This is a genomic window from Streptosporangium sp. NPDC004631, assembly GCF_053601935.1.
Map to the genome: position 1 here is coordinate 76685 of NZ_JBSGCR010000012.1, position 22294 is coordinate 98978.

At 70.4% G+C, this 22294-nt stretch carries 13 protein-coding genes; 3 read left to right on the forward strand and 10 right to left on the reverse strand.

All coding sequences use genetic code 11. The annotated features are described in order from the left end of the window. Positions 1-22 precede the first annotated feature (22 nt). The 9 genes from ACWEF2_RS14800 to ACWEF2_RS14840 all read right to left on the reverse strand — a co-directional run bounded on the left by ACWEF2_RS14800 (position 23) and on the right by ACWEF2_RS14840 (position 12054). Positions 23-1711: an ABC transporter substrate-binding protein gene (locus ACWEF2_RS14800; RefSeq protein ID WP_453815387.1), complete on the reverse strand. Its 1689-nt coding sequence runs from the start codon at positions 1709-1711 to the stop codon at positions 23-25. A gap of 330 nt (positions 1712-2041) precedes the next feature. After that, positions 2042-3595, reverse strand: coding sequence for an amino acid adenylation domain-containing protein (locus tag ACWEF2_RS14805; RefSeq protein WP_453815389.1), 1554 nt, complete (start codon positions 3593-3595; stop codon positions 2042-2044). 10 nt (positions 3596-3605) lie between these two features. Next, the gene (locus tag ACWEF2_RS14810; protein WP_453815391.1) at positions 3606-5501 is read right to left on the reverse strand and encodes a hypothetical protein; all 1896 of its coding nucleotides are present in this window, start codon (positions 5499-5501) and stop codon (positions 3606-3608) included. A gap of 7 nt (positions 5502-5508) precedes the next feature. Further along, positions 5509-7197, reverse strand: a complete 1689-nt coding sequence (locus tag ACWEF2_RS14815; protein WP_453815393.1) for a condensation domain-containing protein — start codon at positions 7195-7197, stop codon at positions 5509-5511. Between the two features lie 4 nt (positions 7198-7201). Continuing rightward, entirely contained in the window at positions 7202-8071 is an 870-nt protein-coding gene (locus ACWEF2_RS14820; RefSeq protein WP_453815395.1) for an aspartyl/asparaginyl beta-hydroxylase domain-containing protein, read from the reverse strand. Positions 8072-8102: 31 nt separating this feature from the next. After that, entirely contained in the window at positions 8103-9104 is a 1002-nt protein-coding gene (locus tag ACWEF2_RS14825) for a proline racemase family protein (protein ID WP_453815397.1), read from the reverse strand. Positions 9105-9131: 27 nt separating this feature from the next. Beyond that, on the reverse strand, positions 9132-9959 hold the full coding sequence (locus ACWEF2_RS14830; RefSeq protein WP_453815399.1) for a PhzF family phenazine biosynthesis protein: 828 nt from the start codon (positions 9957-9959) through the stop codon (positions 9132-9134). Between the two features lie 64 nt (positions 9960-10023). Beyond that, positions 10024-11160: a DUF6421 family protein gene (locus tag ACWEF2_RS14835; RefSeq protein ID WP_453815401.1), complete on the reverse strand. Its 1137-nt coding sequence runs from the start codon at positions 11158-11160 to the stop codon at positions 10024-10026. A 105-nt stretch (positions 11161-11265) separates the two neighbouring features. Then, positions 11266-12054 carry a DUF6202 family protein gene (locus ACWEF2_RS14840; protein ID WP_453815403.1) on the reverse strand — a complete coding sequence of 263 codons (789 nt, stop codon included), beginning with the start codon at positions 12052-12054 and terminating at the stop codon, positions 11266-11268. A 101-nt stretch (positions 12055-12155) separates the two neighbouring features. Here ACWEF2_RS14840 and ACWEF2_RS14845 point away from each other — a divergent pair, with 101 nt between their 5' ends. Then, a complete protein-coding gene (locus ACWEF2_RS14845) occupies positions 12156-13379 on the forward strand; it encodes an MDR family MFS transporter (RefSeq protein ID WP_453815405.1) in 1224 nt (407 codons plus the stop codon). 303 nt (positions 13380-13682) lie between these two features. After that, positions 13683-16499, forward strand: coding sequence for a helix-turn-helix transcriptional regulator (locus tag ACWEF2_RS14850; protein WP_453815407.1), 2817 nt, complete (start codon positions 13683-13685; stop codon positions 16497-16499). Positions 16500-16681: 182 nt separating this feature from the next. Here ACWEF2_RS14850 and ACWEF2_RS14855 read toward each other — a convergent pair whose 3' ends face one another. Further along, positions 16682-20074: a M28 family peptidase gene (locus tag ACWEF2_RS14855; protein ID WP_453815409.1), complete on the reverse strand. Its 3393-nt coding sequence runs from the start codon at positions 20072-20074 to the stop codon at positions 16682-16684. A gap of 959 nt (positions 20075-21033) precedes the next feature. Here ACWEF2_RS14855 and ACWEF2_RS14860 point away from each other — a divergent pair. Continuing rightward, the gene (locus tag ACWEF2_RS14860) at positions 21034-21852 is read left to right on the forward strand and encodes an SAM-dependent methyltransferase (RefSeq protein ID WP_453815411.1); all 819 of its coding nucleotides are present in this window, start codon (positions 21034-21036) and stop codon (positions 21850-21852) included. The last annotated feature ends 442 nt before the right edge of the window (positions 21853-22294 follow it).

Below are 22294 nucleotides of genomic sequence, written 5' to 3' on the forward strand. Positions count from 1 at the left end.
CTGAGACTGACGGTGAGCGCGCTCACTTCTGCTTCACACCCAGCGTCGCGTAGTCGAGCTGGCCGGACCAGACGGGGTGGCCGAAGGCGCCGGTGACGCCCTTGCCGACCAGGAGCGGCTTCTTCTTCCAGAGGAAGGGAACCGCGGGCGTCGCCTGCATGATCTGCTTGTCGAGGTCGACCCACGCCTTGTTGGCGGCCTCGCCGTCGGTCATGGCCTGGATCTCGTCGATCTTCGCCTGGACCGCCTCGTCCTTGAACTGCCAGACGTTGCCGGAGTTGCCCTTCTCGACGATGGTGCGGCCGTCGAAGATCATCGGCAGGAAGGTGGCGCCGGACGGGTAGTCGGGGCACCAGCCGTAGGTGAACATGTCGGGCGTCTTGGCGGTGTCGCCGAGGGTGTCGTAGTAGACCGACGGGTCGACGGGGCTGAGCGTGACGTTGATCCCGGCCCGCTTGAGCGAGGACTGCGCGGCCTCGCCGAGCGCCTTGTCGCCGGTGGAGATGGTCATGCCGACGTTGAGCGTCTTGCCGGCCAGCAGCGCCTTGGCCTTCTCCACGTCACCGGTGGCCGGAATGGCGTAGACGTCCTGCGCCTGGCCACCGGACAGGGCCGGCGGCAGGTAGGCGGTGGCGATCTCGGCCATCTCGGGGCCGCCCTCGGCGGTCTGCATCGCCTGCTTGTCCAGCGCGAACTGCACGGCCTGGCGCATCTTCGGGTCGTTGAACGGAGGCTTGCTGGTGTTGAAGCCGAGCATGTCCGTGCAACCGGAGATCTCGCTGATCAGGCGCGCCTTGGTGTCCGGCTTGGGGAGGATCTTGGCGAGGCTGGCGGAGCTCACGTCGGAGTAGGTGATCGAGGTGTCGTCGTCGCCCCGGCTGTCGATGAGCCGGTCGTCGATGACGCTCTGACGGAGGCCCTGCTTGACCACGATCTTGTCCGGGTAGGCCTTGCGGACGGTGTCGGTGGCGGCGTCCCAGTGCTCGTTGCGGACCAGCACCAGTTCCTTGCCCCGGTCGTAGGTCTCGATCTTGTAGGGACCGGAGGAGAACGGCCGGTTGTCGTACTGAGCACCGGCCTCCTTGGCCTTGGGCACCGGCGCGAAGGTGGGAAGCGTGACGGTATAGGCGAACTCGGCGACGGGCCGCTTGAGCTTGAAGATGATCGTCTTGTCGTCGGGCGTCTCGATCGACTTGAGGCGCGCGCCCTTGAGCGGGCCCTTGTACTTGTCGGCGTCCGCCAGGTAGATCTGGGCGTAGTTGGGGCCGCCGGGCAGCTCGGGGGCGAAGGACCGCTCGACGTTGTACTTGATGTCGTCGGCGACGATCGGCGTGCCGTCCTCGTACTTCAGGCCGTCCTTCAGGGTGAACTTCCAGACCTTGCCCTCCTCACTGGAGGTGCCCAGGTCGGTCGCCAGGTCGGGGACGATCTCGGCCCCTGCCGCACCGGGCTCCGACTTGAAGGTCGTCAGCGTGCGGTAGAGCAGACGGATACCGAAGTCCATCTGCGGCATCGTCCAGTTACGGGTCGGGTCCAGGTGGGAAAAGTCCTGGTTGGACAGGACCGTGAGCGTCCCACCCTTGGCCGGCGCATCGGAGACGGGCTTGCCGTCGGAGGCGGAAGGGGCATCCTTCGCGCCCCCGCAGCCGGACAGTCCGATCACCAGCGCGGCGGCCAACAGGCCACCGGCGATCCTGGTCGTTCCAGACATCGCGTCACTCCACGTGTTGAGGGGGGAACTGGTGGCACGTAACATAATAATGTGAAATATTACCCACAAGGGGGCGTTACCAACGTGTGTCCCACCTGAGACTCAGAAGGTGATTAGAAGGCCCGCGCACCACCGCGAGGAGGGCTGAAAGCCACCGGTTCCAGCTTCTTGCCAGTCTGCACCAGAGACCACCGCTCATGCCAGCGGAACTTTCGGCGTCCGGGCGTCGGCCCCACGCGCGGACCGGTCGCCGCCAAGCGCGCCCGGCCGTACTCCGCTCCGGCGCACCGCGGCTCACCACACCGGCCGAGCCTCCGAACGCACCGCGGCTCACCACTCCGGCCGAGCCTCCGAGAGCAGTGCGGCGAGCCGCTCCCGGTCCGTCTTGCCGTTCGGGTTCACCGGAAGAGCGCCGAGGTGGACGAAGCCGGCCGGAGCCATGTAGGCGGGGAGCGCTCCGCGGACAAGCGCGGCCAGCTCGCTCCCGGGCACAGGGCCGCCCGTGTAGGCGGCCAGCAGATCCACCTCACCGTCGTCGGCGGTCACCGCGACGACGACGACGTCCAGCACGTCCGGATGGCGCCGGAGCACCGCCTCGATCTCCCCCGGCTCCATCCGGTAACCCCGTATCTTCACCTGGTCGTCGATCCGGCCGAGGTGCACGAGCTCCCCGTCCTCGGAGGCGACCCGGTCCCCCGTCCGGTACCAGTGGTGCCCGGCGAGCGGCCCGGTCCCGTCGTAGACGGCACCCAGGGCGCCGTCGAAGGCGACGAACCTGCCCCGGTTCCGCCCCGGATCCAGATAGCCGGGGAAGCGCTGGACCCCGCGCACGCACAGCTCGCCGTCGGCCGCCGGACGGCCGTCGCCATCCAGCAGGGCCGCCTCCAGATGGTCGTGCACCCTCCCGATCGGGACGGTGTCGTTCCGGGTGACCGGCCACTTCTCCCGATCGGCCGGCAGGCGGTAACGCGTGCAGGTGACGGTCAGCTCGGTGGGACCGTAGAGGTTCTCCACCGCGCTGTTCGGCGCGGCGTCCGCCCAGACGCGGGCCTGCTCGAAGGTGAACCGCTCACCCGCGAACAGACTCCACCGCAGTGAGGGCATGCTCGCCGGGCGGAGGGCGTCCAGCCGCCGCGCCATGGACACGATCGAGGGCACCGAGAACCAGTGGGTTATCCCGTGACGGCCGACGTACTCGGCCGGGGAGGTCAGGTCGTCCCTGGTCGGCACCACCAGCGCGGAGCCGGACCCCCAGGCCGTGAACATGTCGAACACCGACGGGTCGAAGGTCAGGTCGAAGGTCTGGGAGAAGCGGCACCCGGGCCCCGCCTCGTACCAGGCGATGTTCCTCGCCAGGTAGGTGTCGAGGTTCCGGTGCGGGATCGGGACCCCCTTCGGGGTGCCGGTCGACCCCGAGGTGAACAGGATGTAGGCCACGTCGTCCGCCACGCCCCGATACGGATCGGGCCCGGTGGCGCCCCGGAGCCGGTCGAGGCCGTCCGGAGCCAGAGGGACGACGGTACGGCGTCCGCCGGCCTCGATCGCCTCCCGCTGGGCGGCGCCCTCCTCGTCGAGGACGACGAGGTGGGCCCCCGCGCCCTCGCACATGGCGAGGTTCCTGGCGGCGGGGAACGCCGGGTTGAGCGGAACCACCGCGGCCCCCGCACGCAGGATCGCCAGATAGGCCGCGTAGGCCGTCACGCTGCGGGAGGCCAGGAGCCCGACCGCCCCCGGCCGGCCGCCGTGGACGTCGAGGAGATCGCGGGCGAGACGGCCGACGAGGGCGTCGAGCCCCCGGTAGGTGAAGGAGCAGCCCTGAACCTCAAGGGCGGTCTCGTCCGGGTGGCGCTCGACACTGGCGGCGAACCACTCATAAAGGGTCATCGTCGTCATCTCATTCCGGCAGGACGCCAAAGTGGCGGCGGAGCAGGGAGATCCCCAGGTCCTGAACGCCGAAGACCGTGTAGTGATACTCCTGCGGGGCCGCGGCCGGATCCGGCGCGATGTCGAAGTCCACGCGCCGCCGCTCACCGGCGCGCAGCCGGACCCGGTGGAGCCCGGGGTGGATCCGGGCGCGCAGGTCTCCGGGGACCGACACCCCAACCTGCGCCACCCCCCGCCTGGGCGCCTCGACCTCGACCTCGACCCGCAGCGTCCCGGTGACGGTCACCGTGGCCGGCGCCGACGAGCCGAGGGTGACCCCGCCGGCGAACGAGTATCCGATGGGGCCGCACCGCAGGCAGCCCAGCGCGACCGTGTCCGGGATCCGGGCGGTGAACCCCCGACGGAGGTAGCGCCACGCGGGACGCCCGCACAGGCACGTGGTACCGGTCACGTCCTCGTCGGCCACCGAACTCCGGTGACCGAAGAAGCGCGGGAACTCCATGACGTCGTCCTCGGGGTCGGCCGAGATCCGCTCCGCCAGAGCGCGGTCCAGCGACTGCAGGTCGGGGTCGAGCGACCGCAGCAGCGACCGCCGCTCGGTGTCCAGCCCCATGACCAGCCGGGTGGAGCTCGCCTCGATCCTCTCGGCCAGCCGCTCCAGCCTCCCCCGCAGAGGGTGGTCCGGCGAGAGCAGCGTGGTGGTCAGCAGGCCCTGCAGGCGGGCGCTGGCCGTACGGACCAGGGCGCGCGTCTCGGCCCCGTCCGCCGAGGGCGCCGGGTCCCCGCCGTCGCGGGTGTAGCCCGAACTCGGCAGGCCGACCTGGACGAACGTCGGATACGGGTGGATGGCGCGGAGGCTGTCGTTCAGCACCCGCGCGGTACTGCCTCCCCGCGCGGCCGAATCCAGCCAGACCGCGTTCTCCACCCGGCCCGACTGGTGCATCGAGAGCGAGGCGACCAGTGCCTGGGCCGGGCCGTCGATCGCGTTCATCAGCAGCTGGTAGGCCGGGTCGTAGGCGGCCAGGTCCACCAGCGGCCCGCTGTCGCAGCCGCTGAGCACGATCTCGGCCGCCCGGATCCGGTGCGCGGCGATGAGTTTGTCCTCCGGTTTGTAACAGCCCCGCCCGTAGGCGCACCTCGGCGCGGACACCGGTGTGCGGCCGGCGGCGACCGGGCTCAGGCCGCAGACGGTGAACCGGCCCAGGTTGATGCTGTCGTCGGTGCCGTGGCCGTTGAACAGGACCCGGTTCCAGGTCTGCCCCAGCACGACGGCCTGGATGTCGGCCGTCTCCATGTGCCCGGCGTGGAAGTAGCGCGCCCGGGTGGGCAGGGGCAGCTCGTCGAGTTCGGTGAACAGGCCGGTGGCACCCTCGGCGCCCGCGTCGCCGTACTGCTTGGCCATCGCCCAGGCGAGGGAGTGCGGGTCGCGGCCGGTGAGGAGGAAGACGTCCCGGCCTCGCAGGTACGCCTCCTCCAGCACCGGCCGCAGCACGGCGGCCCGCAGCTCGGCATGGCACCCCACGATGAGCAGCGAGCCCTCGGTCCCGGCCGGCGGCCTCCGGTCTCCGAGCCACTCCCCGGCGAAGGGACGGGCGAACCGGCGCAGCTCCTGGGGCACGTCGTCGCCGACGACCACCCCGAGGTCGCAGACGGGCGGGCGGCGGACGCCGGGGTAGAGATCGGCGGCGAGCGCGACGCCGTCGAGGAGGTCCCGCCTCGGGCCGGTCCACACCGGCACCGGCGGCCCCGTCCACTCCCCACCGGCCCCGCTCGCCACCGGCCGCGGCCCGTCCCGGTCCAGCGCCGCCCGGAACTCCTCGGCCATGGCCGCGAACTCGACGAGCGTGCCGACCGGCTGGAAGATCGTCCGGCCGGACCGGCCCTCTTGACGGTTCGACTCTCTCATCTGCGCCTCACGGGGTGGGGGCCGGTCGCGTACGGGCCGTGATCACTGTGGCGAGTTCCGCGACGGTGCGGTGGTCGAAGATCACCCGTAGCGGCAGGTCGGTATGGAAGGCGTCCCGCAACCGGTCCGCCACCTTGATGGCCAGCCGTGAGTGGCCGCCCAGCTCGAAGAAGTCGTCGTGCCGCCCGATCCGGTCGACACACAGGGCGTCCCGCCATATCCGCGCGATGACCCGCTCACACCCGTCGGCCGCTTCCCGCCCGCCGGCCAGTTCCTGCTTATCGGTCCGCGCACAGCCGTCGTGCTCCGCAGCGGTGCCGTCTCCGGATCCCTCTCCGTACGGCTCGGCGCCGGGCGGCGGGTCCGGCCGCCGGATGCCGGGTGCCGGTCCGGCCTCGGCGACCCGGATCCGGGGGTCGGCGGCGGCCGCGGAGAGGAGGGCGAGCAGGTCGTCGGCGAAGCCGGCCATGGTGGACCGGTCGAACAGGTCGACGGCGTAGACCAGCTCCCCGGAGCCGTCGCCGGTGAGCCGGAGCTCGATGTCGAACCGCGTGGTGATCGGCGCGGTGGGAAAGGGCGACACCTCCAGACCGGGAAGGTCCAGCCCCGGCCCGGCCTCGACGACCTCGAACCAGACCTGGGCGATCGGCTGCCGACCGGAATCTCCCAGAGTGCCGGAACCGCCTGCGCCGTACGGGGGCGGATCGTCCAGTAGGGCTTCGAACGGCAGGTCCTGATAGGTGTGCGCGTCCAGCACGGTGTCGCGGACGCGGTCGACCAGCTCCGCGAAGGCCGGGTTGCCGGACAGGTCGCCGCGGAGCATCACGCGGCCGGCGAAGGGCCCGACGACACCGTCGTACTCCGCCCGAGGCCGTCCCGGGACCGGCACGCCCACCACCAGGTCGTTCACCCCGGCGCGGCGTGCCAGCACCGCCTGGAAACCGGCGAGCACGGCGACCATCGCGGGCAGGACGTCATTGGAGTCCTCGTCCTCGTCCCACCGGCGTAATCGCCGGGCGAGGTCGGCCGGGAGGGTGAAGGGGATCCTCCCGCCCCGGTAGGTCGGCGGCGTCCGCCGGCGGCCCGGGAGTTCCAGCACGGGCGGGGCTCCGGCCAGCTGCCGCCGCCAGTATCCAAGATGCTCGGCGAGACCGGCGACGTGGTCCCGCTGCCGGTCGGCGAAGTCCCCGTACCGTGCCGATGGGCGCGGCACGGCGGCCGGTCCGCCGGTGTAGGCGGCGCGGAGGTCGCGTTCCACCAGCAGCATCGACCGGTTGTCCGCGACGCTCTCGTGGGCGGTGAGCAGGAGCACGTGGTCGTCCGCGGAGAGCCCGATCAGGCGGGCCCTGAACAGCGGGCCCGCGATCAGGTCGAACGGCGGCTCGACGAACTCCGCCGCGCTCCGCTCCGGATCGGTCTCACCGGTCAGGTCGGTCCACGCGAACGGGGACCTCCCGGGGGCGTCGACGACCTGGTACGGCTCGCCGCCCGCCAGGCCGTACCGGGTGCGCAGCGCCTCGTGCCCGGCCACCACGGCGCACAGGGCCGTGGCCAGCGCGGCGCGGTCGAGCGGGCCGCGCAGCCGGTGGGCCCGCCGCAGGGTGAACGCCGGGCCGCCGACGGCCGCGTGGTCCGGCGACCAGAGCCGGCGCTGCCCCATGGACAGCGCGAAGCCCGCTGCCTGCTGCTCGGACATGCGGTTACGCCGGGACGAAGGCGAAGTTCTCGCCCACTTCGCGGGAGTGCAGGAAGAACGTCCGGCCCCGCTCGGCGATGTCGAGCAGTTCCGGATCGCCCGACGCCCGGGTGATCTCGATCAGCCACTCCCAGGAGGCGTCGATCGGTATCTCCTGGGTGAGGTGCAGCTTGCCCAGCATGAACGCGATGTCCTTGATGTTGTCCCTGGACACCACGGAGCTCAGCGCGAGCAGGCGGTCCGGCAGGTCGGCGGAGGCCGGCTCCCGCTTCACCAGCGCGGGCTGGATGGTCGGGTCGTAGTCGTCGGCGCGGGCGAAGACGTCACGCGGGGAGAAGTCCTCCCCCGCCTTGAAGTCGAGGCAGAGCGACCACCGGCTGCGGGAGGAGATGTTCATCCCGGCGTGGATCTGGGCCGAGTCGAGGAACCACACCTCGCCCCTGCGCATGTGGAAGACCATGTCCTCGTCGGAGTTGACGGCGTGCTCGTTGTCCTCCAGGAAGATCAGCACCCGGAAGAAGTTCTTGGCGGGACCGGACTCCAGAAAGTCCCGGTGCGGGATGATGGACCATTCGACCACGTTGCGGGCCCGCACCATGGTGAGCAGGTCGGTGTTGAACCAGGTGGTCAGGAGTTCCCCCAGGTAGGGGAGCCCGTCGAGGATCTCCGTCGCACGCCCGGCGACCTGCTTGTGGCCGTAGAAGAACCCGTCGTCGTGCTGCCCGGAGGCGTTCCAGAGGTTGAAGTTCACCCACCTGCCGGTGGTGAACACCTCGTAGGGTTCCTGCGGCGCGGGCACCCGGGTGAGCGTGGCGATGTCGGCCGCCAGCCGCTCGTCGTCGAGAGGGATGCGGCCAAGGATTCGTGAGGCCATGAGCTGGTGTCCGTCCTTCCTGACGGTTCGGCTACAGCAGGAATCCGGCGGGGAAGGGGTCGTCGGGCGCGAGGAAGTACTGGGCGGTGCCGGTGATCCAGGCGCGTCCGGTGACCGTCGGGATCACCGCGGGCCTGCCGGCCACCGTCGCCGGCTCGACCAGCCGGCCGGTGAACTTCGAGCCGATGAAGGACTCGTTGAGGAAGTCGGCGCCGATCTCCAGCTCGCCCCGCGCGTGCAGCTGCGCCATCCGGGCGCTGGTGCCCGTGCCGCAGGGTGAGCGGTCGAACCAGCCGGGGTAGATCGCCATGGCGTGCCGCGACCGCTTGGCGTCGGAGCCCGGAGCCGTGAAGTACACGTGGCCGACGCCGCGGATCCGGGAGTCCTCCGGATGCACCGGCTCGTCGGCCTTGTTGATCGCCTCCATCGTGGCCAGGCCCGCGGCCACGATCTCGTTCTTGGCCGTACGGCTGAACGGCAGGCCGTAGTCGTCGAGTTCGACGATGGCGTAGAAGTTGCCGCCGTAGGCGAGGTCGTAACGGATCCACCCGAAGCCCGGCACCTCGACCTCGGCGCCGAGCCGGTCGCTGTAGGCCGGGACGTTGCGCAGGGTCACCGCCTTGGCCACGCCGTCCTCGACGGCCACGTCCACGGTGACCAGCCCGGCGGGGGTGTCCAGGCGCACCGTGGTGACCGGTTCGGAGACCGGCACCATGCCCGTCTCCACCAGCACGGTCGACACGCCGATCGTGCCGTGCCCGCACATCGGCAGGTAGCCGGAGACCTCGATGAACAGCACCCCCCAGTCCGCGTCGGGGCGGGTCGGCGGCTGGAGGATCGCGCCGCTCATCGAGGCGTGCCCGCGCGGTTCGTACATCAGCAGGGTGCGGAGGTGGTCGAGGTTCTCCCTGAAGTAGACGCGGCGTTCCGCCATGGTGGCGCCGGGGATCACCCCGACGCCACCGGTGATCACGCGGGTCGGCATGCCTTCGGTGTGGGAGTCGACCGCATGAAAGATCCGCTTGGTGCGCATTGGTTCTCCAACATCGTTAAAGGGGGGTCACGCTTCCGCCTGGACGAGGTCCGAGGCGGTGAGATGGATGGTGCCTGACATATATTCCTTGGCGGAACCGCGCAGCACGACCCGATCGCCGCGGAGTTCACATTCGAGGTCGATGGCGAGCGTGCTCCCCAGCCGCGGGGAGAACTGGCGGGCCCGCAGCGACGTCCTGCCCAGGCGCCGTGCCCAGTAGGGCACGAGGGCACAGTGCGCCGACCCGGTGATCGGGTCCTCGGGGATGGAGAGCTTGGGGCCGAAGAACCGCGAGGAGAAGTCCGTCGCCGATCCGGGGGCGGTGATGACCACGCCGCGCAGGTCGAGCGTGGCCAGGAGCGCCTGGTCCGGCCTGACCGACCGCAACTGCTCCTCGTTCTCGAAGACGACGAGATAGTCCATGGACCGGTGGACGGCGACGGGCCGCGCCGGGCCCAGCCCTTCGAGGAGCGCCCGCGGCGGATCGACCTGTTCGTAGTCGAGGACGGGAAAGGAGAGGCTCATCCGCCCGCCGTCCCGGGAGACGACGAGAGGACCGCTGGCGGACCTGAAGGTGACCTGGTCCCACTCCGGTCGCAGGTGGGTGAGGACGACGTGGGCCGCCCCCAGCGTGGCGTGCCCGCACAGCTCGACCTCGGTGGCCGGGGTGAACCAGCGGAGGTCGTAGGCGTCTCCCACGGGGACGATGAAGGCCGTCTCCGGGAGGTTGTTCTCCAGGGCGATCGCCTGCATCACCTCGTCGGGCAGCCAGTCCTCCAGCGGGCAGACCGCGGCGGGGTTTCCCCAGAAGACCCGGTCGGTGAAGGCGTCCACCTGGTAGAGGGGGAGTTCCACCGTCACACCGTCCGTCACACCGTCTTTCGCATCGTCGCTGAAACTCATCCGCATCGGCCTTTCGTCAGACGCCCAGCCTCTGCTTGATCTCCGCAAAGTAGGCGATGTGGCGGTAGTCCTTCGTGGTCTCGTCGAAGTCGGCGTACCGGTTGGCGAAATCGAGCAACCGCCGCTGGACCTGCTCGGCGGACTCGGAGTGGATTCGCCGCTCGATCGTCTCGATCTCCGCCAGAAAGGCGGCCAGCACCCCGGGCAGGCCGGGGTCCAGGTGGACGACCCCGTCGCGCAGGCGGATGCCGTCCGCCTCGATCAGGTAGTTGAAAAGCACCTGCGAGGCCACCGCGTCGTAGTTGGGCCGGGGTATTCCCTCCACCGAGTAGCGCAGCAGGCGCTCCGAGAGAATGTATTCGTAGGCCAGGAGCGCATCCCGCGCGGGCAGCGCGTCGTCATGCAGGCAGGCCAGCATCGACGAGACGTCCACCCGTAGCTCCTCCAGTCCCGCCAGCGGTTTCAGACGCTTTATCGGAAGGAAATCGGGGATCGGCATGTCGCCTTGCCTGTGGTGATATTCATGCAACCGCACCCACCACGAGGATGCCCGTTCCACCTCGGCGGGCCCGGCCGCCAGGACCAGCGGAAAACTGCCTTCCGCCATTACGGCCGACACCAGGCGGCGGGTCAGGCGGAGATGCCGCTCGACGAACTTGTCGATGAAGTAGAAAATCAGGTCGTCGGGGTTCTGCGACCCGTCGAGATGGTTCTCCGGGAACAGGGCCACGACCACTCGCGACTCGAAACCGGCTGTCATCCGCTCGATCGTCACCGGCATCGTGTTGCTCGCGTAACGCCGGGTGAGATGCTCGTCGGCGGGCAGTTTCCTGTATGTCAGGTAGTCGAGCGACAGCGCGGGAAAATACGAGGCGTCGAACAGGGAGAAGATATGGTTGTCGACCTCGCCGTTGATATGAAGTTTCGTGCGGCTCAGCCGCGGATCGTCGTCGAACGTCCTGGCGTCCTCGGCGAACGCCCGCACCGCCGGTTGACCCCGCAGCACCGGCGAGCCCATGAGCCTGTCGGCCAGCCCGTGGAGAAAGTCCGGCTTCCGGAACGTCTCGCGCGGCCCCAGTGTCCCGCGCATTCGATTGATCTCGTCTATGACCTCGGTGAGGTTCATGGCCTCGGTGGGTGGACCGTTTACCACGCCTCGAACTCCCTTCCCCGTGCTCCCCGTGCTCCCCGTACCGCTCCCCGTGCTCCCCGTACCGCATCCCCCGCTCTCCGTGCCCCGGGTGCTCCGCGCCGCGGGTCACCCGGCCAGCGCGCTCGCGAAGTCGTCCAGCGCCCGCGCCCAGTTCCGCGCGTACTCCTCCGCCAGCTTCAGCAGTTCCGCCTGGTCGGACGCGCTTTCCGCGATCACCGTCATGCCGGTCTCGTGATCGCTCACCGACTCGGCGTGCCCCGTCTCCGCCTTGATGTGTGAATCGATCCACGTCAGCGACTCCGCCGACGTGAACACCTTCCGGCCGTCCACGGCGACCTTGGAGAACACCCGCCGGAACGCCACCGCGATGTCCAGCGCGATGGTCTCCACCACCCGGAGCTGAACCGCCGCCCCCAGCCTGGATTCGGCCAGCCGTTCCATGTTCTCCAATAGGCCCTTTATCCCCTCCGGCAGTGTGTCGGCCGACCGGGCCCCGGAGTCGGGCACCGCCGCCACCAGCGGCGTCACAATCGTGTCCTGCCACCACAGGTAGTGAATTCCGGCCACACCTTTCGGGGAGACCGCACTGAATTCCGGGGCGAAGTTATCCAGGTCGTCACCGATGACCCGGAAGGCGGTCTGAAAGGCCCCCAGCACTTCGCGGTCCGGCGCCGGATGTGAGTTGAACTCCCGCGCCATCACCCCGAGGCCGGAGATGGTGGTAAACATGAATGCCTTCGTCATGGCCTGCCACTGGTGGGCGATCGCCAGGGCGGCATCCGGTTCCACAGAGTCCAGCAGCCGCGCCCGCTGGAAAAACCGATTCTCCGGGCGGCGGAGCCCCACTTCGCGCACCAGGTCGGACACTCGATCATCAAGGTCGATATCGGTCACAGCACCCCCTGTCCACTATTACGTGATATTTCACATGCCACACATTAGGATGCCGCTGAAGGATCGTCAACGCTCTTTCTGGCATAGCGAAACGGACACATATGGATCACCCGGGGGCGAAACAGCAGGCCATCCGGCTAAAGCTGGGTGGCCTGCCCCGCCCTTTCTGGGTGCTGTTCGGCGGCACCGTGGTGAATCGCCTCGGCACCATGGTCGAGCCGTTCATCGGCGTCTACCTGACCCGGGCGCACGGCATGTCGATCACGGCGGCCGGACTGGTGATGGCGGTGTTCGGAGCCGGGTCGCTGCTGTCACAGCCGCTCGCGGGCTGGCTGGCCGACCGTATCGGGCGGCGGGCCACCCTGACCGGCGGCATGCTCACCACCGCCGTCACCATGGTCCTGCTCGGACACAGCACCACCGTCCCGGCCCTCGTCTCCGCGATGTTCGTGCTCGGCGTCGCGGTGGACGCCTACCGGCCGGCCTCGCAGGCGCTCGTCGCCGACCTCGTCGACCCGCTGGACCGGCCCCGGGCGTACGGACTGCTGTTCTGGGCGGTCAACCTCGGCTTCTCGGGTTCCATGGTCGCGGGCGGCTGGCTCGCCGAGGCCGGCTTCACCTGGCTGTTCTGGATCAACGCGCTCACCTGCGCGGTGTTCGGCACACTGGTCTGGCGGGCGATCCCCGAGGTACGGCAGGCCGCCGACGCCGAACGCGGCGGCTTCCGCGACGTACTGCGCGACCGGCTGATGGTCGGCTGCGTGCTGGTCAACCTGGTCTACATGTTCGTCTACCTGCAGGCGTACACCACGTTGCCGCTCGCGATGGCCGACCGGGGCCTGCCCACCAGCGCGTACGGCATCGCCATGTCGATCAACGGCCTGCTGATCGTCGTGTTCCAGCCGCTGACCCTGGGCCGGCTCTCGCGCCTTGACCCCAGCCGCGTCCTGGCGACCGGCTTCGCCGTCATAGGCGCCGGGTTCGCCCTGACGGCCTGCGCCTCCTCCGCGCTGGGCTACACCGTGACGGTCACCGTGTGGACGGTGGGCGAGATCGTCGCGGCGGGCATGGCGAGCACCATCGTCGCCTCGCTCGCCCCCGCCCACCTGCGCGGCAGATACGCGGGCCTGTACGGCTCGGCCTGGTCGGCCGGCTCGCTGCTGGCCCCGCTGATCGGCACCCGCCTGCTCGCCGTCGACCCCCGCCTGCTCTGGTTCACCACCGGAACCCTGGGACTGCTCGCCGCCCTCGGCCAGCTGGCGCTGGCCCCCGCGGTGCGCCGCCGCGCGAGGATCGAGGAGATCGCGCGGAGTGGGCTGTCCTGAGCCGTTCGGGCGGTGCGCGGCGGGTGAGGAGACGGTAGGCTCCCCACGGCCCCTCCGCGAGACCGGCGTTCACCGGAGACCGGCGTCGCCGCGAGACCACCTCTCGCGGGCACCGAACCCGCGAGGTCCGGACCTCGGACGGCACCGATACCCTACGGTGCCGTGTCCGTTCCATCGCGGATCCTGACATGAAATTTGACGTGGAGTCACAATAAGCCTGTTATGCCCAAGGGTTGACCCTGAACAGAGGTATGTGGGTAACTTTCCCCGAGGGTCCGCACCCTGTATCCCTCGGAGCCGTCAATGAGCAGCGTCGCCTCGCCGGTACTCGTCGGACGCGCCGCGGAACTCCAGGTTCTGATCGACGCGATGACCCATCCGCCCGCCGTGGTGCTGGTGGAGGGAGAGGCGGGCATAGGGAAGACACGGCTGGTCCACGCCGCGCTCGGCCGCCTCGCCTCCGGCGACCGGATCGTCCTGCTCGGCTACTGCCATCAGATCCGCGAGCCCTTCCCCTACGGGCCCGTGGTCGAGGCGCTGCGGGAGGTCGCGGGCCGGCTGCCGTCGAGCGAGACCCTCAACCCGGTCACCGGCGCGCTCCGCGGCTACCTGCCCGAGCTGGCCGGCGCGCTGCCGCCCGCACCGCCGCCGCTGGACGACCCGCACGCCGAACGGCACCGGCTGTTTCGCGCGATGCGCGCCCTGCTCGCCGTGATCGGACCGGCCGTGCTCGTGATCGAGGACCTGCACTGGGCCGACGACGGGACGCGGGACCTGCTGCGCTTCCTGACCGATCAGCCACCCGCCGGCCTGACGGTGGTGGCGACCTACCGGCGGGAGGACCTGGGCTCCGCCAGGCTGCCGTTGGGCCACACCTACCGGCGCCCGCCGGGCACGACCAGCGTGGTCATACCGCTGACCCCCCTGGACGTGCCGGGCGTGCACAACCTGGCCTGCGCGCTGCTGAACCGGTCCGACCTGTCGCCCACCTTCGTCACCCGGCTGCACGAGCGCACGGCGGGCATCCCGTTCGTGGTGGAGGAGGTCGTCAGATCCCTTCCCGACGCGGAGGGGCCCGAGGCGGTGGACCGCGCCGGGGTGCCGCTGCTGCTCCGCGAGGCGATGGCCGAGCAGATGGCCGGGCTGTCCGAGACCGCGGTGGGCGCCGTACAGGCGGCCGCGGTGCTCCGGCTGCCCATGGGAGAGAAGACGATCACCGCGGTCGGCGGCGACTCCGCCGGACTGGGCGAGGCTCTACGCTCCGGCGTGCTCCACGAGCATCCCGACGGCCGGTACGGCTTCCGCCACGCCCTGGCCCAGCAGGCCGTCTACGACGCGATCCCCGGACCCGACCGGCGGCTGGCGCACGAGCACGCGATGACCGCGCTCGGCGCGGTGGACCCCCCGCCGCTGGTCCAGCTCGCCTTCCACGCCAAGCAGGCCGGGAACATGGAGTCCTGGCTCCAGCACGGCATGGCGGCCGCCGACCGGGCCGCCGCGCTCGGCGACACCCCGCTGGCGGTCGAGGTGCTTGAGGGCATGCTCGCCGACCCCGACCTGCCGAGGGCGGATCGCGGCCCGCTCGCGCTGGCGCTGAGCCGCGTCGCGGCCACCGGCCTGTCGCACCAGCGAGTGGTACGGTTCCTGCGCCACCTGCTGAGGGACGACTTCCTCTCCCGCGAGGTGCGCGGTGAGGCGCGGCTCAACCTCGGCGTGGTCCTGTGCAACCAGGTCGGCGACAGCGCCGGTGGACGCCTGGAGATCATGGCCGCCGTCGCGGAGCTGCACGACCGGCCGACGCTGGCCGCCCGAGGCTGGGCCTGCCTCGCGATGCCGTGGTGGGGCACCGAGTCGCTGGCGACGCACAAGGAGTGGATGACCCGCGCCGAATCGCTGGTCGCGACCACCGACAGCCCGGAGCTGGCGGCCACGGTCCTGGCCAACCGGGTCTCGTTCGAGATGGCGATCGGCTCCCCCGGCGCGCCGGCGGCCATCGCCACGCTGCCGGTCAACGACCCGTGCGCGGCGGTCCGGCGGCAGGCCGCCCGCGCCTACTCCAACCTTCACGACTCGGCGACCGTGCTGGGCCTCTACTCCGAGGCCGAGGAGTTCGGCCGGAAGGTCAGGCAGCTGGCCGCGGAGACCGGCGCGCTGTACCCGGCCCACCTCGTCGACATCTCGACGATCCGCTGGGAATGGCTGGTCGGACGGTGGGACGGGCTCCGCGACCGGGCGACCACCCTGGCGGAGCCGGCCACCGAGACACCGATGATCATGATGGACGTCTGGCTGGTGCTGGGGTTGCTCGCCCTGTCCACCGGTGAGTGGGACGAGGCCGTCAGGCACTTTCGCGACGCGGGGCTGGACGCGCCGGACGGCCGTTACCAGCCGGTCGTGCTGGCCGCCTCGGGCGGTCTGATCGAGCTCCACCTCGCCCGCGGCATGCTGGAGAGCGCGGTGACGGAGGCGGAGGACGCGGTGGCCCGGCTGCGCCGCAAGGGCGTGTGGGTGTGGGGCGCCTCCATGATCCAGCCCGCCGTCACCGCGATCGCCCAGGCAGGCCGGATGAAGGAGGCGGCCGAACTGGTGTCCGAGTTCGCCGAGGGGATCACAGGCCGGCTGGCACCGGCCGCGCACGCCGCCCTCGACGCCGCCCGGGGGGCACTGGCCGCCGCGGACCGGCGGCACGCCGACGCCGCGGGTTTCTTCGCCCGCGCCCGCGAGGCGTACACCGCCCTGCCCCAGCCGTACGCGGCGGCGCGGGCCGGCGAGGGCGAGGCCCGCGCCCGGCTCGCCCTCGGTGATCACGCGGCCACCTCGGCCTTCGCCGAGCTGGCCGAGCGGTTCGCCGCGCTCGGCGCCACCCACGACGCGGCCCGCTGCCGGCGCGCACTGCGCGACGTCGGGGTCGAGTTCCAGCTTCCCCGGGGCCGGAAGGGCAACTCCGGCGCGCTGTCCCCCAGGGAGAAGGAGGTGGCCCGGCTCGTCGCGCTCGGCCGGACCAACCGGGAGATCGCCGACGTGCTCTTCCTGTCCACGCGGACGGTCGAGACCCATGTCGCCACCGTGCTGCGCAAACTCGGCGTACGGTCCCGGACCGAGATCGCCCCGCCGTCCTGACCCACGAGACGGCGCCCTCCCCCGGAGCGGCAGGTGCCGATCCCGCCGTTCCAGCGGAATGGTCGCGCCCGGATCCGAGTGGGGAGCCGGGAGAAAGGCGAACCCCCGGGACCTGGGGGTCCCGGGGGCGTTTCGCCGGTTAAGCCGTCTGCCGGTCAGACCGTCTGCCGGTCAGCCGTTACTCAGAGGGTGATGCTCCACCAGTCGAGGGTGCCGGTGTCGCCGGTGTACATGTCGGTGACCTCCAGGACCCATCGTCCGGACGCCTGCTGCCTGACCGGCACCGAGTAGTCCCGGGTGCCGTACGGGGTGCAGCTGGTGCTGCTGTGGGAGTCGATCAGGTACGAGACGCTGTTCGGGCCGCGGAGCCGGATCGAGAGGTCCTCGGCGCAGGTGTGCTTCATGGTGACCGTGACCTTGACGGGCGAGGTCGCCGAACCGGTCGCGGTGGAGGTGACCGCGCTCCGGGTGGTGGACCTGTCCCTGACGGGGTAGTCGGTGTCGTTGCGGAACGTCCGCTCGGACGAGCCGTTCTGCACGGTCAGCGAGTAGGTCGCGGTGTGGGTCGCGGTCTCACCGGTGCCGGTGACGGTGACGGTGTAGCTACCGGCGGGGGTCGAGGCCGAGGTGGCGACGGTCATCGTGGACGAGCCGCCCGAGGTGACCGAGGCCGGGTTGAAGGCGGCGGTGGCACCGGTCGGCAGGCCCGAGGCGGACAGGTTCACCGTCTGGGCGGTGCCGCCGACGGTGGCGGTGGCGACCGTGGCGGTGGCGGACTGGCCCGGCTGGACCGACCCCGAGGCGGGGGTGGTGGAGACGGAGAAGTCACGGCCGGTGGCGGTGCCCACCGCGAGCTTCCAGATCGCGTACGCGGCGGCGTCGGCGGCCCGGTCCAGCACGACGGTGTTGATGTTGGCGGTGGTGTCGCAGGCGCGGTGGTAGCAGGAGTCGTACGCCTTGCCGGCCGTACCGCCCCACTTGGCGGCCTGGGCCGACGTCATGACGGCGCTGGCACCCGCGGCCACACCGGAGGTGGGGATGCCACCGGTGCGGAAGGAGGCGTCGTCGGAGCGGTTGGCGCCCTCGGTGTTCTCCTCGGGCTGGAGGTTCAGGCCGTCGTAGTACTCCTTGAGGTACCTGGCGGCCTCGGTGGTGATGTTGTTGATGAAGTAGCCGCCGTTGGTGGAGCCCACCATGTCGTAGTTGTGGTAGACCTTGATCTTGCTCCGCTCGGTGGCGCTGAGCGACCGGACGTAGAAGTCGGAGCCGTTCAGGCCCTGCTCCTCGTCGGTCCACCAGCCGAAGCGCACATGCTTGGCGAGCGACGGGTTGGTCGCGGCCAGGGTCAGCGCGACCTCCAGCATGGAGGCCGAGCCCGAGCCGTTGTCGTTGATGCCGGGACCGGCCGAGACGCTGTCCAGGTGGGAACCGGCCATGACGACCTGGTCGGCGTCGCCACCGGGCCAGTCGGCGATCAGGTTCGGGCCGGCACCGCTGGTGCAGCCCGAGGTGCACGCCTGGCGCACCACGGTGTAGCCGGCGGCGCGGAGCTTCTGCTCGACGTAGGACACCGACGCGGTGTAGCCGGCGCCCGTGGACTTACGGGTGCCGCCGTTGGCGTTGGCGATCGACTGGAACTCCTGCAGGTGCGCCTTGATGTTGTCGACGTTGATGTTCGGCGGGGCCGCCGGGTTCGGGCCGGTGCCGCCGCCGACCTTCAGGCTGTAGGTCGCGGTGTGGGTGCCGGCCGTACCGGTACCGGTGACCGTGACGGTGTAGGAGCCCTCCGGCGTGGAGGCCGAGGTGCTGACCGTCATGGTGGAGGAGCCACCGGAGGTCACCGAGGCCGGGGCGAAGGCGGCGGTGGCGCCGGTCGGCAGCCCGGAGGCGGTGAGCTTGACCGTCTGCGCGTTGCCCGAGGTGGTCTGCGTGCCGACGGTGAACGTGGCCGTCTCACCGGCCTTGACCGAGCCGGAGGCGGGGTTGAGCGACATGGAGAAGTCATCGGCGGCCGCGGCGCAGTTCGGCTCACCGGACTGGGCGGGGACGCTGATCGCGTTCCAGGCCGCCTTGGTGGTGGCGCACTCGGTGCTGCCCGCGCCGTACAGTTCCACCGCCGCGGCCAGCGAGGCCGACCTGGCGTTGACGTACCTCCAGTTGGAGGTCTTGCGCATCAGCGCGCCCATGAAGATCTTGCCGGCCTTCTGGATGCCGATACCGGTCACCGAGGAGGGGCCGCCGGAGCAGATCGGGCTGTTCGGCTTGCCGCCGCCGGGCGCGGAGCCCTCGGCCAGCAGGTAGAACCAGTGGTTGAACGGACCGGCCGCCGAGTGCACCTCGGTGCTGGGGATCGAGGAGGAGTAGCAGTTGGGGTCGCCGGCCTTCGACGGGTCGTACATGTAGCGGATCGGCCCGTTGCCGACCAGGTTCACCTCCTCGCCGACCTCGTAGTCCGGCGGGTCGCCGGGGTTGTTGGCGAAGGCCTCGGTGAGCGCGCCGAAGACGTCGCCGACGGCCTCGTTCATGCCGCCGTTCTCGTTGCCGGAACCGGCCCCGCCGGGGGTGTTCTGGAAGACGGCGTGACCGAACTCGTGGGCGACCACGTCGATCGGCGTCGCCTGGCGGCTGCCGTCCTGGGAGCGGCCGAAGTTGGTGTAGCTGCCGTTCCAGTAGGCGTTGACGTCGGCCAGGCCCACCCGGGCCGGGAAGCCGCCGCCGTTGCCGTTGACGCCGTTGCGACCGAGCCAGTCGCGCAGCATGTCCCACTCCTGCTGGGCCGCATAAAGCGCGTCCACGCAGGCGGTCTCCAGGTCGGTCCCGGAACCGTTGCCCCAGACGTCGTCGTTGCCGGTGTAGGCGGAGCCGTTCTGCCCGCCGCAGCCAAGACCGTTGCGGGTCGAGTCGGTCATCGAGTACGAGCCGCTCGTGCCGATGGTGACCTTGCCGTTGTAGTAACCGGTGCCGCTGCCCGCCCGTACCTCGTCGTAGGAGTCGGCGATCTGGCCGGTGGTCGCGTCCACGAACACGTGCTGCTTGCTGGGCTTGCCCGCGGCGATGCCGGCGACCAGCGTCTCCCAGGCCAGGATCGGCTTCTCGCCCCAGGCCAGGATCACCAGGCGGGGGCTGGCGGTGTCGTCGACCCGGGACAGCTTGGTCTTCGCCTTCGCCAGGGCGGCCTTGGCGGTCACCTTCGGCGAGGTCGCCACCCGCGCCGTGGCGTCGGCCGCCGCGGTGGTGTCGCGCACGTGTCCCTTGGCGTCGGTGACCACGACCGCGTCACCGCCCACCACGGGCAGCCCCTTGTAGGTGCGCTCGTAGGTGACGTAGAACATGTCGCCGACGCCCGGGGTGACCGCGGTGCGCCGGTAGGTCTCGTCCGGCCCCTTCTGCAGGTCGTCGAAGCCGCTGGCGACGGCTTTGTCCGCCGCGGCGGCGGCGAGCGCGGGCGGGTCACCGAGGAGCTGGGTGCGGCCGGCGGTCCCGAGGGAGGGGGCCGCGGCCGCGGGCAGCGAGGGTGCCGTCGCGGCCACCGCGGCCAAGCCCACGGTGGCCGCGAGTAGAGCTCTGCGTCTCACGCGCGTGTTCCTTTCTTTGGTCTCCCACACCGCGATGCGAGCAGTGACGGCCGCACTGCCGGGAATCCGCGACAGCGGGAACGGTGGGAGTTAGGGGGGTGAAAGAGAGGGAAAAGCGGGTTTTCGCCGAATGAAGTGATCAGCCGGGGAGGGGCCGGCCGCCGTCATCCGGCGGAAACGTCACCGTCGCAGGGGGCGCGCTCCGGCCGTCCGCCCGTTGGGAGCCCTTGGCGGGCAGGGCCGAGAACGCATGAACGGCGGCCGGAGCGCGTCTCCGGCCGCCGCCGCGGTCACGACCGGCGGAGTGAACGGCGACACCGCCGCCACGGCGGCCGAGGCGGAGAGGGAGGGGGGCGCTTCATGGTGCTCCTTATTACTCTGCGAACAGGCGGGAGTCTCCGGGCCGCCGACCGTGATGGATCCCCTCCGTATCCCGCCCGGGGGGCGGCATCGATCCCACGCCGCTCTCCCGGGGTGACCGGCCGAAGGGGGACCAACCTCTGTCGTGACGCTAGGTCCACCGGCAACTTCCGCACATCCGTAGCGGCATCCGTATACGTATCGCAAAAAAGTCTTATATCCGCTGACCTGCGAAAACACAGCATAAGAAGGTATTTTTCAGGAAGATGATGTGCCACGCCGCCGCCGGAGAAAACGGCCGTTCACCGGCCTCGACCACTGGAACGGTCCTTAACCAGAGCGAGGGGCCAAAGCCGGGAGCACCCCACCGAAAACCAGCGGGTGTGGAACGGAAGGGCCCGCCCACCCGGGTCCCGGGAGGCGAGGTCCGCGCCGACACCCAGGTCCGGCATCGTCTGGGGCTCATCGGATGATTTTCGGCTAACGCCCTAATTCTCGCCCTAATTCGACACAATGACCGATTATCCGAACATGTCGCTCCGGATGGCGGAAAAAGGATACTCTCCGCAGAAACGTAGATCTGCTGGATGGAGAACACGGTGTCACCGTCGAAGCCGGAGCGTCCGAGGCTCGACACCACGGTCCCGAGCGCGGGGCGGATAACCGACTACCTCCTCGGCGGCAAGGACAACTTCGCCGCCGACCGGAAAACCGCGGAGACCGTGCTGGCCATCGCCCCCGAGCTGCCCATGCTCTGGCGCGAGGGCCGCCGCTTCCTCAGCAGAACGGTCCGCTTCCTCGCCGAGGAGGCGGGCATCCGGCAGTTCATCGACCTCGGCTGCGGCCTGCCCACCTACGGCAACGTGCACGACATCGCCCAATCGGTGGCCCCCGAGGCGCGGGTGGTCTACGTCGACAACGATCCGATGGTCGTGGTCCGCGGCCAGGCCATGCTCCAGGACGATCAGCGGACCGTGGTCATCGAAGCCGACGTGCGCGAGCCGGAGAAACTGCTCTCCCACCCCAGGCTCACCGAGATGATCGACCTCGAACAGCCCGTGGCGATCCTGGTCCTCGCGCTCCTGCAGGACCTGACCGACGACGCGGTCGCCACCCAGGTCATGGACCACCTGCGCAAGGAGATCGTGCCCGGCAGCCACATGGCCATCTCCCACCCGGTCCGCGACCTCTGCCCCGAGCGGACCGCGAAACTCTCCACGGTCTACCAGGACGCGGGCGCGATCACCGGCCCCCGCCGGGAGAACCTGCGGCGCAAGGCCGAGGTCGAGCCCTTCTTCGACGGGCTCACCCTCGTCGAGCCCGGCTTCGTCTACATCCCGTACTGGCGGCCCGACGGGACCATGCTCCCCCAGCCCGACGCGGTGTGGGTCGTCGGCGGAGTCGGCCGCAAGGACTGACCCCTCACCCCCGGAGGCCGTCCCCGGCTGACCCGGCCCACCATCGAGGAACGACAGTCGGCGAAGGGCACAAAAGATCCCGCTGAATCAGCGCATCAGCGGGATCTTTTCGTAACCGGTCATCACACGAGGGAAGCGCGCCATCTGACGTGTGCGCGTAGCGCGTGCAGGTGGGTGACCCCGCCGCCCAATTGTCGGAGGCTCCCGGGACCTGTCAAGGGCGGCTGTGATCGTAGGGCGACCGGCCTACCCGCCCCGTTCGGCCCGAGCACACCGAGAACGGTGCCCCGCCGGGCGGCCAGGTCGACCCCCGCGAGCGCGGGGGTCTTCCCGAATCGTTTGACCGGTCCCCCGGCCTCGAAGGCAAGGGGCATGGCGTTTCCTCCCATGAGCGATGAGCGATGAGCGGTGACGCCGTGCACCCCGGTCCGGTCCGCTGCCA

Excerpts from the sequence above, each read along its gene's own strand:
- ACWEF2_RS14805 (WP_453815389.1), bottom strand. The coding sequence starts at position 3,595 with ATGACCCTTTATGAGTGGTTCGCCGCCAGTGTCGAGCGCCACCCGGAC.
- ACWEF2_RS14800 (WP_453815387.1), bottom strand. The coding sequence starts at position 1,711 with ATGTCTGGAACGACCAGGATCGCCGGTGGCCTGTTGGCCGCCGCGCTG.
- ACWEF2_RS14810 (WP_453815391.1), bottom strand. The coding sequence starts at position 5,501 with ATGAGAGAGTCGAACCGTCAAGAGGGCCGGTCCGGCCGGACGATCTTC.
- ACWEF2_RS14850 (WP_453815407.1), top strand. The coding sequence starts at position 13,683 with ATGAGCAGCGTCGCCTCGCCGGTACTCGTCGGACGCGCCGCGGAACTC.
- ACWEF2_RS14845 (WP_453815405.1), top strand. The coding sequence starts at position 12,156 with ATGGATCACCCGGGGGCGAAACAGCAGGCCATCCGGCTAAAGCTGGGT.
- ACWEF2_RS14820 (WP_453815395.1), bottom strand. The coding sequence starts at position 8,071 with ATGGCCTCACGAATCCTTGGCCGCATCCCTCTCGACGACGAGCGGCTG.
- ACWEF2_RS14815 (WP_453815393.1), bottom strand. The coding sequence starts at position 7,197 with ATGTCCGAGCAGCAGGCAGCGGGCTTCGCGCTGTCCATGGGGCAGCGC.
- ACWEF2_RS14825 (WP_453815397.1), bottom strand. The coding sequence starts at position 9,104 with ATGCGCACCAAGCGGATCTTTCATGCGGTCGACTCCCACACCGAAGGC.